Raw genomic sequence first — 16,082 nt, 5'->3', positions numbered from 1 at the left:
CCTAAGTTTGGGACGTCCCGGCCCGCGAAAGGGAGTTGGCTGCCTTGTCCTCTGCTCTGCGCGCTGATGGCCTGCACACCGATGGCCTGCGCACTGATGCGACACTCACCGAGCTGGTGGTCGAGTACACCTCGGACCCGCTCACGCTCATGTCCCGGCTGGCCGGATCCGGGCTGTTCGACGACTACGTCGTATACGAGAGACCCGGCTCGTGGACGTTCGCGGGCGGCACGCTCGGCGAGGTCGTCCTCGACACCGAAACCGTCCACGCCCACTGGCCGGACCAGCCCCCCACCAGCCGCTCCTGGACGGGACGGCCCGCCGACGCGCTCCGCGACACCTTCGCCGAAGCACCGCTCCCCACCTGGACCGCCTACGGCTGGCTCGCGTTCGAGTTCGCCGCGTCCCGTCCCGCCGGGCGCCTCGCGCACCTGATCGTCCCCCGCACCGAGGTCCGGGCCCAGGACGGCCGCGCCACCATCACCGGCATCGACACGGCCGAGACGGAACAGGTCGCCAAGCTGCTGACCGATGCCGACGCACCACCCGCGGGCGTCCCGTCCCCGGTCGACGTCCGAGTCGACGGCGACCGTTACCGCGCACGGGTCGCCGAAGCGGTGGCCGATATCAACGCGGGCCGCTACCAGAAGGTCATTGTGTCCCGGAGGCTGGACATCTCTTACCCCGTCGACGTCGTGTCGACCTACGTGCGCGGCCGCCGCGCGAACACCCCGGCGCGCTCGTTCCTGCTCGACCTCCGCGGCTTCCAGGCCACCGGTTTCAGCCCCGAAGTCCTCGCGAGCGTCGACGCCGAAGGCCGCGTCATGACGCAGCCACTCGCCGGCACCCGCGCGTTCGGCCTCGGCACCGACGCCGACGCGCGCACCCGCCACGACCTGGAAACCGACCCCAAGGAAATCTACGAGCACGCCGTCTCCGTCCGCACCTCACAGGACGAGCTGTACCGGGTCTGCGACCCCGGAACCGTCCAGGTCACCGGCTTCATGACCGTGAAGGAACGGGGCAGCGTCCAGCACCTCGGTTCCAGCGTCAGCGGCGTCCTCGCCCCCGGCCGCACAGCGTGGGACGTCCTGGACGCCCTGTTCCCCGGCGTCACCGCGTCCGGCATCCCGAAGCCCGAGGCGATCGAGGCCATCACCCGCCTGGAGGAACGCCGCGGCCTCTATTCGGGCGCCGTCGTCACCGTCTCCCACAACGGCGCCCTCGACTCGGCACTCGTCCTACGCGCCCTCTACAACGAAGACGGCCGCGCCTGGCTCCGCGCAGGCGCCGGCATAGTCAGCGCCTCGACCCCGGACCGCGAATACGAGGAAACCTGCGAGAAATTCTCCAGCATCGCCCCCCACGTAGTCCCCCTCATCTAAGCGAACCGGCCGCTGGATGCCGCCTCCCCGGACGCCGACGTTGCATTCGATGACAACGCGATGTCGGGCGGCGAGGCCACCGGACGGCCGATGAAGCCTTGTCGAAGTACTCGCAGTACTCGCAGTACTCGAAAGACTCGAAGACAGCAGGAGGGGCTGACCCGCGCCCTGGCCATACCCGGCGCGTCGGCGCGACGCCAAGCTTCGGGCGCATCCGGCCGACCGGATGCGCCCGAAGACCGTAGGCGGCGAGGAAGCCGGAGATGCCGGGGGCCGTCCCTTGGAGAGCGGTCGTCCGGCCCGGCCGGGTCATCGTCAGCGGCGGCCGTTGCGTCCGACGCCAAGGCGGGGGCAGAGTCTCCGTCCCGGCAAGGTCGGGCGCCGCCGCAGTCGGCAACGGTTCCGGGGGGACGACTTGCGGATATGCGCCTTCGATCCACACGTGGACGGTCCTCGGAGATCCGGCATCACTGGTGGAGTCGGGAGGCTGGACGGACCCTGTGGCGTCGGGCACGCTGGCGCAGTGCCCAGCGTGTACAAGAGTTCGAGCGGCCGACTCGCGGTACGGCAGTGGTGTTCGGACGCGTTGGCGCGGGCCGACTTCCCACTCACGACTGCGACGGTGGACACCAGCGTCGGCCGGACGCGGAGAGCCGCGGATCGTCGTGGTGCCCGGCACGGGCTTCAACGCCGCGGTGGCCTTGCCGTGGCTCCGGGCGCTGCCGGCGCGCTGGGCGACCACGGTGGTGGATCTGCCCGGTCAGCCCGGGCTCAGCGACCCATACCGGCCTCGGCGCGGCCGGTTGGCCTGGTACGGCCGGGTCCTGGACGAGGTCCTGGAGGTCGCGGACCTGGACCGGGTTGTGCTGGTGGGCAACTCGCTGGGAGCGGCGGTGGCCCTGGCCGCCGACTCACCCCGGATCGCGGCGCGGGCGCTCGTCTCTTTCGCCGGTTTCATCCGTCTCACGGTGGACCCGACACTGGCGTTGGCTTCCGCCCGGTGGCTGCTGCGTCCCACGGCCGAACACACCCGCCGCATGCTCCGGTTGTTCGTCGCCCCCGGTGAGGACCCGCCTGAGACCGAAGTGAAATGGATGACCCTCATGGCCGCCAGTTGCCGCACCACCCTGGCCCCGCCGCCCCTGCCGGCCGAACTGCCGGCCCGCCGCGCCGACCAGCCCTGCGTTGTCGGGGCGGGAGAGCATGACCGGTTCCTCCCACCTCGGCGGCTCGCACCGGCACTGCGCCGGACCATGGACCTCGACCTGCGGGTCTTCCCCGCCATGGGCCACCTGACCACTTCGGATCACCTCCCCGACGTCGTGTCGCTAGTAGCCGAGGTCGCCGATCAGCCCAACGGCTGAACAACATCACGGGCGACAGCACCGGATGCCGAGACCTGGGCAGGGCGCCGCTACCGACCGGGCGCCGTTATCAACAGGGGCTCCGCGCCGGCGAGTGGTGGGTGCGGTCCAAAGGGATTGGGCTGGTCAGGGACCACCGGTTTCACGTTGTCCGCGGAGCCGTCGCTGGCGGGTGGGCCCGCCCCTGGTGTGCGCGTACCGACGACGGAGCCGATCCCGGTGGGGTGCGCGGGCTGTAGTCGATATTGGCGGCTGGTCCCACAGGTTCGGGGTGCTCTGCCCGGCGTCCGGTGAACTGTCCGATGGGGCGTGTGACGCAACGGGCCGGGGAGCGTCGGCCGACGGCCAAACCGGCTGAGGGGTGAGGCCCGCGCCGTCGGGAGGCAGGACGCGGTAGCTGTAGCGGCCGTCCAAGTTCTTGGTAATGGTGACTTGAGCTGGGTTGCCAGCCTTCCAGCGGTTGTGCCAGCCGCAGGTCAGGGCGAGCTGGTCGATGTCGGTGGGGCTGTTGCCGAGCGCCCAGCCGTGCACATGATCGACCTCGCACAATGTGCCGGGGACTTCGCAGCCCTGGACCGCACAGGTGGGGTAGAGGGCTTCCAGGACGCGGCGCTGGCCCGAGGTGGCGAACCGTTCCCGGTGCCCGAGGTAGAGCGGCAGGTGGCCGCGTCCCAGCAGCAGCGGCGAGACCCCGGCGCTGAGCGCGATACGGCGGGCCTGGACGGCGGGAATGGGCGTCCCGTCGGTGAGCCGCCCGGGCGCCTGACCGCCGGTGAGGGTGTCCAGATCGCAGACGACGGTGACCTTGGTGGCCTTGTGCCCGCCCGACAGCACACTCGACAGCGCGGCCGCCATGCGTTCCGACAGGTCACGGCGGTCGTCGGAACCGGCCGGCTTGGCCAGCGGGCCGAGGGTGCCGTCCCAGATCGCGGTGTCTTCGGCGTTCAGCCAGCCCTTGATGTATCGGCCGCCGTCCAGCGACCGGGTGGAGTCGATCCAGGACCGCTCATACCCGTGCCGGGAGTCGGCATCGGGAGTCTCTGTACCGTCGCGTTCGGCGATGACGTCACGGATACGGCGTCCGAACGAGGCGACCTTTCCCGCGGAGAAGTCCTGATCGACCATGCCGAGCAGGATCTCTTCGGCGGCGGCGGAGTCGGTCTCGTCCAGGCGGGCGACCGCACCGGCGATGGTGGCGGCGTACCCGAAGGACAGCGACCCCGATGCCCACCGGCCGGTCATCTCGGCCAGGCGGTGCCGTTGGCGGGCCAGGGTGAGACGTTCCTTGGCGCGGGAGTCGCGCATGCCGAGCCGGTTGCGCAGCCAAGACTGCGTTGACGGGTATCCCCATCGCCGGACTTCGCCGCCGTTGTCCACCACGCCGATGAATCCGGCGAGGGCGGCCTCCTGCTTGTCGGTGGCGGCGGCGAGAGTTTCGGTGAGTTCCAGGCACGCCGCCGCGGATTCGGGTGCGGCACGCCCGGCGAGTTCGGTGGCGATCTTCGAAAGGGCGTCCACCAATTCCATGGTGGACGCTTCATCGAGGCCGATCGTCATCGAACACATGTACGAATGATAGCGCATCCCAGCATCACGATACGGCCTGACGACCTGGATCAGGGTTGGATTTTTGTCACCAAACAGATAGTCGGCGGGACGCCGGGAAGCGGCCATAAAGCACAAATAGACCATTCCCCCTCGCCAGTTCTAACCGACCGGCCCATGACTTGGCGATCCATGACTTGGCGGCCCATGACTTGGCGGTCCGTGGCTGGGCGGTGGGGGCGGCGCGACCAGGCGGGGCAGGCGTAGCCTGCCCCGTACGCTGCGCCGCCCCCACCGCCGAATAACCAATTCTCGAAACACCAAACGGAACGACGACTGAGCAACCAGCCAGCAACCGATCAGCAAGATCAGCAACCGCTCAGCAACCGACTAGCAACCGACTAGCGACCGCTCAGCAACCGATTAGCGATCAGCTGATGACCAGCTATCGCCCCGATCAACAGCCATTCCCGCGCGACGAAGACTCCACTGAACAATCTCAGCCGACACTCGCGCCGAGCACCTTCTTGCTGATCTTGCCGACCGGCGTGCGCGGGAAGGAATCCACCAGCTCAATACGATCCGGGAACTTGTACGCGGCGACGCCTCGCTCGCGTAGGAAGTCCTTGATCTCCCGAAGGGCGGGGGCCTTACCGCCCTCCCTGATGATGAGGAACGCGCAAGTGCGTTCGCCCATCATCGGGTCGGGCAGCCCGACCACCGCGGCGTCGTGGATCGCGGAGTGGGCCAGGAGATGATTCTCGAGCTCCTCGGCGGAGATCTTGTCGCCGCCGCGGTTGATCTGGTCCTTCTCGCGGCCCTCGACGATCAGGTGGCCGGACGGGAGTTCGCGGACGAGGTCGCCGGTGCGGTAGAAGCCGTCCGGGGTGAACGAGCGGGCGTTGTGCTCGGGCGCGCGGTAGTAGCCGCGGAGGGTGTACGGGCCACGGGTGAGGAGTTCCCCCACTTCACCGGGCGCGACCTGCTTGCCGTCGGCGTCCACCACGCGGATCTCGTCGGCCGGGGACAGCGGGCGGCCCTGGGTTCGTTCCACGAGGTCGCGGGGGTCGTCCAGGCGGGTGTAGTTGAGCAGGCCCTCGGCCATGCCGAAGACCTGCTGGACCTGGCAGCCGAGGACCTCCGGCACCTCGGCGGCGCGTTCGGCGGCGAACTTGGCGCCGCCGACCTGGAGCAGTTCGAGCGAGGACACGTCCTCTTCCGACCATGTCACGGCGTCCAGCCAGAGGAGGGCGATCGGCGGGACCATCGCACACACCGTCGCCCGTTCGCGTTCGATGAGCGGGAAGGCCTCGTCCGGGGAGCCGGACGGGGACAGGACGACCGTGCCGCCGTTGGCGAAGACGCCGAGGATGCCGGGGCAGGCCAGGGCGAAGTTGTGGGCGGCGGGGAGGACGACCAGGTAGACGGTGTCGCGCGTGAAGCCGCAGACGCCCGCGCTGGCCTCCAGGTTGTAGACGTAGTCGCGGTGCGTCCGCGGGATGAGCTTCGGAAGGCCCGTGGTGCCACCGGACAGCAGGAAGACGCCGATGTCGGACGGGGCGGGACCGTCGACCTCCACCGGGTCGGCATCGATCGAGGCGAGCGCGGTGAACTCCGCTGCGTCGCCGTCCACGATCACATGCTCGACGGGGAGGGTGCGGGCCATCGTGCGGTAGTCGAAGTCGCCGTCGCGGTCGGCGCAGATGTAGGCGCGCGCCTCGGACAGCTCGCACAGGTAGCGGATCTCGCTCTCACGGTGGGCGGGGAGGGCGAGGACGGGCGCGGCGCCGATCCGCACCAGGGCGAGGAACGCGACGACGAAGCCCGTGGTGTTCGGGATCTGGACGACGATTCGGTCGCCGCGGCGAAGGCCGAGCCGGAGGAAGCCGGCGGCGGTGCGGGAGGCGCGGTCGTCGAGTTCTGCGTAGGTGAGGCGGTCGTCGCCGGCGATCAGGGCGGTCCGGTCCGGGTCGCCGCGCAGGACGTCGCCCAGGAGGCGGTCGGTCCAGTAGCCCTCGGCCTTGTAGCGCGCTTCCAGTTCCTCTGGCCAGGGAGTGAAGCCGTCCACGGTCACCGCCCGGCGAGCTGGGCCGGGGCGCCGGGGACCGGTTCGGCCGGGTCGGAGCCGAGTGCGACGATGCGGTTGGCGGCGTCGACGTGGACGACGCGGGGCTCGTGGCGGTCCCGGGCGGCGTCGTCCACGGACGTGTAGGTGATGATGATGACCATGTCGCCGGGCTGGACCTGGCGGGCCGCCGCGCCGTTGATTCCGATGACGCCGCTGCCCGCCTCGCCGGTGATGGCGTAGGTGACGAGACGGGAGCCGTTGGTGATGTCGACGACATGGACCTGTTCGCCCTCGACGATGTCCGCGGCCTCCATCAGGTCCGCGTCGATCGTCAGGGAGCCCACGTAATGCAGGTCCGCCTGGGTCACGGTCGCACGGTGGATCTTTCCGTTCATCAGCATCCGCTGCACCGGTTCGCCCTCTTCCTCAAGACCAACTAAGGCTAGGCTTACCTTAGCTACTTCCCCCGGCACTTAGCTACACCGCGGCAGAGGAGAACCCCCGACGATGCTCCGGCGACTGGTGATGGACATCGGTCCGTTGCGCGACAGCAGGCCGTTCCGCAATGTGTTCATCGCCCGCACCGTCTCGGTCTTCGGGATCGGCATGCTGGCGGTCGCGCTGCCGGTGCAGGTCTATGCGCTGACGGGGTCGACCGTGCACGTCGGCGCGGTGGCCGCCGCCGAGGGTTTCGCGCTTCTCGCGGGTTTCCTGTGGGGCGGGGTGCTGGCGGACCGGTACGACCGGCGGCGGCTGATGCTGCGCGCCCGGACGGCCGCCGGTGTGGGATTCGTCCTGCTGGCGGTCAACGCCTTCCTGCCGTCCCCGTCGCTCGCCGCCCTGTACGTGCTGGCGGCGTGGGACGGCCTCGCGACCGGTGTCAGCGTCACCGCCCTGCTGGCCGCGACGCCGTCCCTGGTGGCGCCGGACAAGCTGGTGGCGGCGGGGGCGCTGAACGCGCTGACCGTCCGGCTCGGGTCGATGGCGTCGCCCGCGCTCGGCGGGCTCGTCGTGTCGGCGTTCGGCGTCGGGTGGAACTACGCCGCCGCGGCGGCCGGGACCCTCGGCACGATCGCCCTGCTGGTCGGGCTGCCGCCGCTCAAGCCGGCCGTCGACGACGAGCCGGAGACGAATCCGCTGAAGGCCATCGGGGACGGTTTCCGCTTCGTCGCCTCGCATCGTGTGGTCGGTTCCCTCATGCTTCTCGGCCTGCTGTTCATGGTCGCGGGCGGAATTCCGGTTCTGATGCCCGCGTTCGCGACGCACAGCCTGGACGGCGGGCCCACCACGGTCGGGCTGCTGTTCGCCGCGCCGGCCTGCGGGGCGGTTCTGGCGTCCGTGACCAGCGGCTGGGCCGGGTCGTTCCAGCGGCCGGGGCTCGCGCTGCTCGTCGCGTCCGTCACGGGCTTCACGGCGCTCGCCTGCCTGGGCTTTGCCCGTCACCCCGCGCTCGCCGTCGCGATCCTGTTCGCGTACGGGTTCGTCGAGTCGGTCGAGGAGATCCTGCGGTACGGGCTGATCCAGTCGCACACGCCCGACTCGCACCTGGGACGTGTCAACGCGCTGTGGGCCGCGCAGGAAACGGGCGGCGGCGCCATCGGGTCGCTGGGTGCCGGGGCTCTCGGCCGTTACCTGGCGCCGGGCGCGGCCATCGTGGTCTACGGGGCGGTCAGCGCCGCTCTCGCGCTCGTGCTGGCGCTGACCCTCACCGGGCTGCGCACCGCGACCATCCGGCCGAAACCCCAAAAGAAATCCGAACCGAGCCCAGAATCGAAGCCCGAACCAGGACCCGAAACGAAGCCCGAACCGGGACCCGAAACGAAGCCCGAGCCGGAGACGGCGCCACGGCCGGAACCGAGCTGATCCCGGCTCCGGCTCGTGCGGCCGTCATCCGAGGCGGGCGGCCAGTTCGTCCTCGGTCATGGACTCGACCTCCAGCCAGATCTCGGCGACGGCCTCCAGCCGTCCCGGCGCCTCCTCCAGCTCGGTGAAGCGCTGGGAGACGCGCGCGACGGTCCGCTCGGCGAACAGCACCCTGACCGGCAGCGCGGTGGTGTCGAGCGCCTCGCGCAGCCGCGCGATCACGGTGGTGGCGAGGACGGAGTCGCCGCCGAGCGCGAAGAAGTCGGCGTCCGCGCCGACGCGCTCCTTCCCGAGCACCCCGGCGACGATCCGGGCCAGCACCTTCTCCAGCGACGTCCTCGGCTCGACATAGGCGTCGGCCGCGTCTCCGGCCTCGGCGGCGGCCAGGGCGGTGAGCGCCTTGCGGTCGACCTTGCCGTTGGCGGTGAGCGGCAGCTCGTCCACGCGGACGAGCAGTTCGGGCACCATGTGCGGCGGCAGGAGGTCGCGGACGTGCGCGAGCACCGCGTCCCGGTCCAGATCCGGGGACGCGACGGCGACGGCGGCCAGGCGGCCGTTCGCGAGCAGCGCGACGGCACGTCCGACGGCGGGATGCTCCCGCAGCGCGGCCTCGACCTCGCCGAGCTCGATCCGGAAGCCGCGCACCTTGACCTGGTGGTCGCGGCGGCCGAGGAACTCCAGCGTTCCGTCCGGCCGGTAGCGGGCCAGGTCGCCGGTCCGGTACCAGCGGGTGCCGTCGCGGACGACGAACCGGTCCGCGGTGCGGGCGGCGTCCGCGGCGTAGCCGTCGGCGACGCCTCCGCCGCCGATCCACAGCTCGCCCGTCACCCAGTCGGGGCGGTCGCGGCCCAGTTCGTCCACGACCCGGCACGCGACGCCGCGCAGCGGCACCCCGTACGGGACGGCGTGCCAGTCGGACGGCACCTCCCCCGCGACCTCCTGCACGGTGGAGTGGATCGCGGTCTCGGTCGTCCCGCCGAGGGCCACGAAGCGGCATCCGGGCGCGCGTTCCTCCAGCAGCGCGGGCAGGTGCGTGCCGACCCAGTCGCCGCCGAGCAGGACCAGCCGCAGGCTCTCCGCCGGGCCCGTCCGCAGCAGCATCTCCAGCACGGACGGGACGCAGTTCAGCACGGTCACCGACCGGCGCCGGACCAGTTCCCCCCAGCGGGCGGCGTCACGCCGCTCGTCCTCGCTGGGAAGGACGATCGCGCCGCCCGCCGACCAGGGGGCGAACAGGTCGAACACCGACAGGTCGAAGTCGAGCGCCGATATCCCGAACGTGACGTCGCCCGGGCCGATCTCGAACCGCTCGACCAGGTCGCCGATGGTGTTCATCGCCGCGCCGTGCGACACCTCGACGCCCTTGGGCTCACCCGTCGATCCGGACGTGAACAACACGTACGCCACCTGGTCGGGACGCACCCCGACCGGCCCGCCCAACGGCTCACTCACCGGCCCGCCCAGCGGCCCGCCCGGCGGCCCGGCCGGCGGCTCGCCCAGCTGCCCGCCCCGAGGCTCGGCGTCGACGATCCCGTCCGGGGTGAGGGACGCCGCCACTTCGGCCGCGCCGCGGATCTTGGTGCGGCGGGCCTCGGGCTGCTCGGGGCCGATCGGGACGTAGGCGGCGCCGGCGGCGAGGACGCCGAGCGCCGCGGCGGCCTGGTCCGGGCCTTTCGGGATCTCGATCGATACGCGGTCGCCCGGCCGGACGCCTCCGGCGGCGAGGGCGGACGCGATGCGCAGGGCGCGTTCGGCCAGCTCGCCGTAGGTCAGCGTCCCGTCGTCGCCCCAGTGCAGGGCGGGGGCGTCCGGGCGGCGGCGGGCGTGGTCGAAGAATCCCTCGGTCAGGGTGCGGGGCGGCGGTGCCGGGGTGGCGTTGAGCCGGTGCCGGACGCGGAGCTGGGACGGCGTCGCGGCGATGCCGAGCGGCACGTCCCAGTCGGCGCCGGGCGCCCCGAGACGCGTGATGGCGGCCGTGTAGGCGTCGAACATCGCCTCGGCGACGCCCTCCGGGAACGCGGGGCGGCGGACGTCCCAGTTCAGCAGCAGCCCGCCGGACACCTCGGTCACCTGCGCGTCGAGCAGCACCTGCGGGCCCTGCGAGATGATCCACTCCGGTTCGCCGAAGCGTTCGCCGACGGCACCGCCGAACAGTTCGCCGAGGTTGAGCGCACTGGTGTAGACGATCGGGGCGAGGACCTGCTCGCCGCGCAGCCTGGACAGGTCGCGCAGCACCTCCAGGCCGGAGTAGTCGCTGTGCGCGCCGGCGGTGTGCAGGTTCGCCTGGACGGCGCGGGCGCGCTCGACGAACGGGAGGTCGGTGGTGAGGTCGGCCTCCAGCATGATGGATCCGGTGAAGTCGCCGACGACGTGGTCCACGTCTGGGTGGACGGGCTCGCGGTGGAACAGCGGCAGGTTGAGCAGGAAGCGGGGTGTCGCCGACCAGGCGCCGATCACCTCGGCGAACACCGCCGCGAGGGCCATGGCCGGGGTGACGCCTTCGGCGTGGGCTCGGGCGAGGAGCCGGTCCTTGTCGTCCGGCGGCAGCCAGTGGTGCATGCGCTCGACGCGGTCTCCGGGCTCGGGGACGACCGGCAGCTCGGGCGGGCCGGGCAGGGCGGCGAGCCGCTCGGCCCACCACCGCCGGTCCTGCTCGCGGGCCTCCGCGCGGGGGTCGTCGGCGAGGTAGCGGGCGTAACCGTAGCGGATCGGCGCGAGGGTCTCGCCCTCGTACAGCGCGGCGAGGTCGGCCAGCATGACGCGGTAGCTCATCGCGTCGGCGGCGACCATGTCGACGTCCAGGTGGAGGCGGGCGGTCCCGGCCGGAAGCAGGCTGAGCCGGGCGTCGAAGACGCGGCCGTCCTCGATCGGGAGCCGCTGCACCGACATCTCCGCGCGGATCGCCTCCAGCTCGGTTTCCGCGTCGGCGACACCGCGCAGGTCATGGACGGTCACCGCGGGCTCGGGACGTTCGGGCAGGATGCGCTGCGCGCCGTCGTCGGACACCGCGACGCGCAGCATGGGGTGCCGCTTCGCCAGGGCCCGGACGGCCCGCTCGAACCGGTCGGGGTCGATCGCGCGGCCGTCCAGCTCGACGTACAGGTGCGCGGCGACGGAGCCGAGCGACTGGCCGGAGTCGCGGCCGATCCAGTACGCGTGCTGCATCAGCGCCAGCGCGAACGGCCCGTCCGGCTCGATGTCCGCCGGGTCGAGGTCGGCCGGGTCGAGGTCGGCCGGGCCGAGGTCCGCCGGGGTGCCACCGGCGCCGGGGCCCAGGGTCGCCTCGACCTGGCCCTTCTCCGCGAGGAGGTCCCACCAGCCGGCGAGCGTGGGGCGTTCGGCCAGCTCGGCGAAGCGGATCTCGACGCCGCGGCGGCGCAGCCGGCCGGTCAGCTGCATGAGGCGGATCGAGTCCATTCCGAGCTCGATGAGGTTGTCGTCCGCCGCCGCGGGCTCGCCCAGCACCTCGGCCAGTGCGGTGTGCAGATCTTCCCAGGTCAGCCCTGAATCGGACACGCCACTCCCCTCAAGTTAGGTAAGGCTAACCTAATTCAGACGGTTTTCGCCGTCAACGCCCGCCGCCGGTCGGCCGGGACGATCAGCGGCGTGTCGGTCTCCGGGTCGGGGATGACGCGGCACGGCAGGCCGAACACGCGCTCCACGAGATCGGCGGTGACGATGTCGGCGGGCGCGCCCGCGGCGAGCACCTCGCCGCCGCGCATCGCGATCAGGTGCGTGGCGTACCGGCAGGCGTGGTTGAGGTCGTGCAGGACCGCGACGAGGGTGCGCCCCTCCTCGTGGAGGCGCGCGCACAGGTCGAGCACCTCGATCTGGTGCGCGATGTCCAGGAACGTCGTCGGCTCGTCCAGCAGCATGATGCCGGTCTGCTGGGCCAGCACGAGCGCGAGCCAGACCCGCTGGCGCTGCCCCCCGGACAGCTCGTCCACGACGCGGCTCGCGAGGTCGGTGACGCCGACGGCGGCCATCGCGGCCTCGACCGCGGCCTCGTCCTCCCGCGACCACTGCCGCAGCAGCCCCTGGTACGGGTACCGGCCGCGCGCGACGAGGTCGCCGACCGTGATTCCCTCCGGGGTGAGCGGCGACTGGGGCAGCAGCCCGAGCCGCCGCGCGAGGCGCTTGGCGGGCAGGGCGCCGATCGCGTCGCCGTCCAGGAGGACGGTTCCCTCCCTGGGACGCAGCAGGCGGGCGAGAGCGCGCAGCAGCGTCGACTTCCCGCACGCGTTGGGCCCGACGATGACGGTGAAGGACTCGTCCGGGATCCGCACCCCGAGCCGTTCGGCGACGACGCGTTTCTCGTACGCCAGCGTGAGACCTTCCGCGCGCAAATTCGTCACGTCGTCCCCTTCCGTGCGGTGGTGGACAGCAGCCATGCCAGGTACACGCCGCCGAGGACGCCGGTGACGACGCCCACCGGCATCGCGACCGGCATGTGAAGCGAGATGAGATCGGCCGTGGTCAGGAGCGCGGCCCCGGTCAGCGCGGCGGGCAGCAACTGCGCGCCGGGCCGCCGGGTCAGCCGCCGGGCGAGCTGCGGCGCGGCGAGCGCGACGAACGGGACCGGCCCGACCGCCGCGGTCGCGGAGGCGACGAGACCGACCCCGGCGACCGTGAGCAGCGCCCGGGTCCTCTGGACGGGGACGCCGAGCGCCTGCGCGGCGTCGTCGCCCAGTTCCCCCATGCCGAGGGGCCGGGCGAGCAGCAGCGCCGCCGGGACCAGCACGGCCAGCGCGAGGGCAAGCGGGACGGCCTGGTCCCAGTCCCGCCCGTTCAGGCTGCCGGTCAGCCAGAACGCGGCCTCGTATCCTTCGCGCAGCTCCGCGCGGGTGATGAGGTAGAAGTTCAGCGCCTGCAGCATCGCCGCCGCGGCGACGCCGATCAGCACGAGGCGGACGCCGTGGACGCCGCCGCCGCGGCGGTAGGCGACCAGGTAGACGCCCAGCGCGGTGAGGAAGGCGCCCGCCACGGAGCTGGTCGTGATGGCGACGGCGCCGCCGCCGAACACCAGGATCTGCAGCAGCGCGCCGGTCGCCGAACCGGTGGTGAAACCGATGATGTCGGGGCTGCCGAGCGGGTTGCGGGAGATGCTCTGGAAGATCGCGCCGCTGAGCCCGAGGGCCAGGCCCGCGAGCAGCCCGGTGACGGCGCGCGGCAGCCGCAGGGTCGTGACGATGAACTCGGTGGCGCGGTCGCCCTGCCCGAGGAGGGCCCGCACCACCTCCGGCGGCGAGATGGGGAACTCCCCGGAGCCGACGACGAGGACCGCGGCGCCGACGGCGACCGCCGACAGCACGCCGCACACCGCCGCGGCGCGCGGCTCCCACCGGACCGAGAGCGCGCCCGTCCGCAGGACTCTCACCCGCATGCTCTTCACAGGTCGCGCGTCCTCCCCCGCCGGACCATCACCGCGAACAGCGGCGCGCCGAGGAACGCGGTGACGATGCCGGTCTCCAGCTCGCCGGGGGTGATGATGCGGCCGATGATGTCGGCGCCGAGCAGCAGGACGGGCGCGAGCAGCAGCGAGTAGGGCAGGACGAGCCGCAGGTCGGGCCCGACCAGCGTCCGGACGATGAACGGGACGGCCAGCCCGAGGAACGCGATCGGCCCCGCCGACGCCGTCGCGGCGCCGCACAGCACCACGATCGCGAGGGCCCCGAGCGCCCGGGTCCGCCCCGGACGCGAGCCGAGGGCCCGGCCCGCGTCGTCGCCCATGGCGAGAGCGTTCAGCGGGCGGGCGAGCAGCAGCGCCAGCACGATGCCGGCGACGACGAACGGGAGGATCCGGACGAAGACCGATATCTCGCGTCCGCCGAGGGAACCGACCTGCCAGAACCGGAAGCCGTTGAAGCTGTGCGGGCTGAGCAGCATCAGACCGGCCGTCAGGGCGCTGAACACGGCGTTGACCGCGGCGCCGGCGAGCACCAGCCGCGCGGGCGACGCGCCGCCCCGCCCCCGCGCGCCGATCATGTAGACGACCGCCGCCGCGCCCGCCGCGCCGGCGAACGCCGCCCAGACGTAGACGAGCGGGTCGTCCACCTGGAACGCGCCGATGACGATGACCACCGCGAGCGCCGCCCCGCCGTTCACGCCGAGCAGCCCCGGCTCGGCGAGGGGGTTGCGGGTGAGCGCCTGCATCACCGCGCCGGCGAGCCCGAGCGCCATCCCGACCACGATCCCGAGGAGCGTGCGCGGCAGCCGCAGCTCATGCACGATCAACTCGGCCCGCGACTCGTCGTCCGGGGACAACACGCCGGGCAGCACCCGCCCGAGCGGGACGTCCCCGGCACCGATCGCGAGGCTGGCCACGACCGTCGCCAGCAGCGCCCCGGCCAGCAGTGCCAGCCACCACCGGTGGGCTCGACGACCGGCACGGCGGCCTGCACCGCGCGGTTCGTCCGCCTGCGCCGGGGGTCTCAGCGGCCGTATCCGCGCGGGGGACAACACAATATGAGGCTAGCCTAAGCTAACAACCTTGGTGAAGCCCGGCCGCGTGGTCGGGATGCGCCAGCAGCCACGTCCAGATCTCGGCCGGATCCTCGGCGGTGTGCTGGGCGCCGCAGTGGCAGATGCCGGTGAGGCGGTCGGAGCCCGGTGACCATTCAACGCGCAGGCGGCCTGCGGTCACCGGACGGTCCGTACTGCTCGGGAGCGCCGCGCTGCTCGGGGGCGCCGCGCTGCTCGGGCGGGGTGGGCTGCTCGGTGGCGCCGTGCTGCTCGGGCGGGGTGGGCTCATCGGGTGGTCTGCCGCTGGAGGATGCGGCGGGCGGCGAGGCCGCCGGTGTCGATGTTGATGGACAGTTCCTGGTAGCCCTCGGGTTCGGTGGCTATGACCTTCTCGAGGGTGTTCAGCGCCTCCACATCCTGGAGGACGACCGTGCGGTTGCTCTCGGCGAGGAACGCCGAGACGTTCTCGTCGTCCAGGGCGAAGTCGCGGGCGACCATCCAGAAGTCGTGCGTGGTCGTCTCCGTCTCGGGGGTGATGGCATAGACGATCTCGGCGTGGCAGGCCCTGGAGTCGTCGCCGTCCGGGCCGGGCTCGACGCCGGTGGGGGCGATGCGGCTGTGCAGGAGGTAGAGGCACGGCGGGTGGTACTCGATGTCCTGCCAGCGGTCGATACGGCCCTCGATGCCGGTGGACTCGGCGTAAAAGGACGGGCACTCGACGTCCTTCATGCGGCGGCTGACGTACACGACGCCCGCCTCGTCGTCCACCTCCGTGGTGATGGGCGTCTGCGCCACCTCCGGGGTGCCGATGTAGCCGGCGTGCAGGTACGTCTCGTGGGACAGGTCGAGGAGGTTGTCGACGAGCAGCTCGTAGCGTGCTGCGAGGGGCTCCATGCCGCGGACGGTCATATAACCGGGCGCGTCCAGCCAGGGGGCGCGCGGGATCGCGGTGGCTTCGCCCTCCCCGTCCCCGATCCACACCCAGACGAGCGAGTCCTGCTCGACGACCTGGAAGGCGGGGACGCGGGCGGTGCGCGGGATCCGGGTCTGCCCCGGCACGGCGACGCACACCCCGTCGGGCGCATAGGTGAAGCCGTGGTAGCCGCAGACGATGCGGTCACCGTCGCGGTTGCTCTCCGACAGGGGGAAGCGCCTGTGCACACAGCGGTCGGTGAGGGCGACCGCCTCCCCGGCCTGCGTCCGGTACATGACGAGGGGTTCGCCGCAGATGGTCCGGGCGAGCAGGTCGTCGCCCACCTCCTGGCTGTAGGCGGCTACGTACCACTGGTTGCGTGCGAAGACCATGAGGCCGTTCCTCCGGTGAACGATGAGTGGACGACGGGTCCCGTCGACCATCTCGACGTTCCGGTGAGGTGGGCCACACCCATTCCGTCC

Annotated in this window: 12 protein-coding genes; 3 read left to right on the top strand and 9 right to left on the bottom strand. The window is 72.0% G+C overall.

The window, feature by feature from the left end; translation table 11 throughout:
* Nucleotides 1-44: 44 nt before the first annotated feature.
* Together ACTWPP_RS19240 and ACTWPP_RS19235 are read left to right on the top strand one after the other, a co-directional pair.
* A complete protein-coding gene (locus ACTWPP_RS19240; protein ID WP_443105665.1) occupies nucleotides 45-1,385 on the top strand; it encodes a salicylate synthase in 1,341 nt (446 codons plus the stop codon).
* A gap of 665 nt (nucleotides 1,386-2,050) precedes the next feature.
* A complete protein-coding gene (locus ACTWPP_RS19235) occupies nucleotides 2,051-2,749 on the top strand; it encodes an alpha/beta fold hydrolase (RefSeq protein ID WP_443105664.1) in 699 nt (232 codons plus the stop codon).
* Between the two features lie 126 nt (nucleotides 2,750-2,875).
* Here ACTWPP_RS19235 and ACTWPP_RS19230 read toward each other — a convergent pair whose 3' ends face one another.
* The 3 genes from ACTWPP_RS19230 to panD all read right to left on the bottom strand — a co-directional run bounded on the left by ACTWPP_RS19230 (nucleotide 2,876) and on the right by panD (nucleotide 6,772).
* Nucleotides 2,876-4,315, bottom strand: coding sequence for a DUF222 domain-containing protein (locus ACTWPP_RS19230; RefSeq protein WP_443105663.1), 1,440 nt, complete (start codon nucleotides 4,313-4,315; stop codon nucleotides 2,876-2,878).
* A gap of 478 nt (nucleotides 4,316-4,793) precedes the next feature.
* Nucleotides 4,794-6,362: a (2,3-dihydroxybenzoyl)adenylate synthase gene (locus tag ACTWPP_RS19225; protein ID WP_443105662.1), complete on the bottom strand. Its 1,569-nt coding sequence runs from the start codon at nucleotides 6,360-6,362 to the stop codon at nucleotides 4,794-4,796.
* A 2-nt stretch (nucleotides 6,363-6,364) separates the two neighbouring features.
* A complete protein-coding gene (gene panD, locus ACTWPP_RS19220) occupies nucleotides 6,365-6,772 on the bottom strand; it encodes an aspartate 1-decarboxylase (RefSeq protein ID WP_443105661.1) in 408 nt (135 codons plus the stop codon).
* Between the two features lie 97 nt (nucleotides 6,773-6,869).
* Between panD and entS the strand changes: the two genes are divergently transcribed.
* Complete coding sequence (gene entS, locus ACTWPP_RS19215; protein ID WP_443105660.1) at nucleotides 6,870-8,225, top strand: enterobactin transporter EntS; 1,356 nt, start codon at nucleotides 6,870-6,872, stop codon at nucleotides 8,223-8,225.
* Nucleotides 8,226-8,249: 24 nt separating this feature from the next.
* Here the strand turns inward: entS and ACTWPP_RS19210 are convergent, their stop codons facing one another.
* The 6 genes from ACTWPP_RS19210 to ACTWPP_RS19185 form a co-directional block, all read right to left on the bottom strand.
* Nucleotides 8,250-11,741 carry a non-ribosomal peptide synthetase gene (locus ACTWPP_RS19210; RefSeq protein ID WP_443105659.1) on the bottom strand — a complete coding sequence of 1,164 codons (3,492 nt, stop codon included), beginning with the start codon at nucleotides 11,739-11,741 and terminating at the stop codon, nucleotides 8,250-8,252.
* A 35-nt stretch (nucleotides 11,742-11,776) separates the two neighbouring features.
* Nucleotides 11,777-12,616 carry an ABC transporter ATP-binding protein gene (locus ACTWPP_RS19205; RefSeq protein WP_443105658.1) on the bottom strand — a complete coding sequence of 280 codons (840 nt, stop codon included), beginning with the start codon at nucleotides 12,614-12,616 and terminating at the stop codon, nucleotides 11,777-11,779.
* Entirely contained in the window at nucleotides 12,577-13,608 is a 1,032-nt protein-coding gene (locus ACTWPP_RS19200; protein WP_443105657.1) for a FecCD family ABC transporter permease, read from the bottom strand. Before ACTWPP_RS19200 ends, ACTWPP_RS19205 begins: the two co-directional genes overlap by 40 nt.
* A gap of 5 nt (nucleotides 13,609-13,613) precedes the next feature.
* Nucleotides 13,614-14,687 carry a FecCD family ABC transporter permease gene (locus tag ACTWPP_RS19195; protein WP_443105656.1) on the bottom strand — a complete coding sequence of 358 codons (1,074 nt, stop codon included), beginning with the start codon at nucleotides 14,685-14,687 and terminating at the stop codon, nucleotides 13,614-13,616.
* Between the two features lie 19 nt (nucleotides 14,688-14,706).
* The gene (locus ACTWPP_RS19190) at nucleotides 14,707-14,868 is read right to left on the bottom strand and encodes a hypothetical protein (RefSeq protein ID WP_443105655.1); all 162 of its coding nucleotides are present in this window, start codon (nucleotides 14,866-14,868) and stop codon (nucleotides 14,707-14,709) included.
* Between the two features lie 104 nt (nucleotides 14,869-14,972).
* Complete coding sequence (locus ACTWPP_RS19185) at nucleotides 14,973-15,992, bottom strand: aromatic ring-hydroxylating dioxygenase subunit alpha (protein ID WP_443105654.1); 1,020 nt, start codon at nucleotides 15,990-15,992, stop codon at nucleotides 14,973-14,975.
* Nucleotides 15,993-16,082 lie beyond the last annotated feature (90 nt).

Source organism: Actinomadura sp. 3N407 (genome assembly GCF_052245875.1).
Classification (GTDB): Bacteria; Actinomycetota; Actinomycetes; order Streptosporangiales; family Streptosporangiaceae; genus Spirillospora.
Note: the sequence above shows the minus strand (reverse complement) of the source record. Positions and strands in the feature narration are given on the sequence as shown.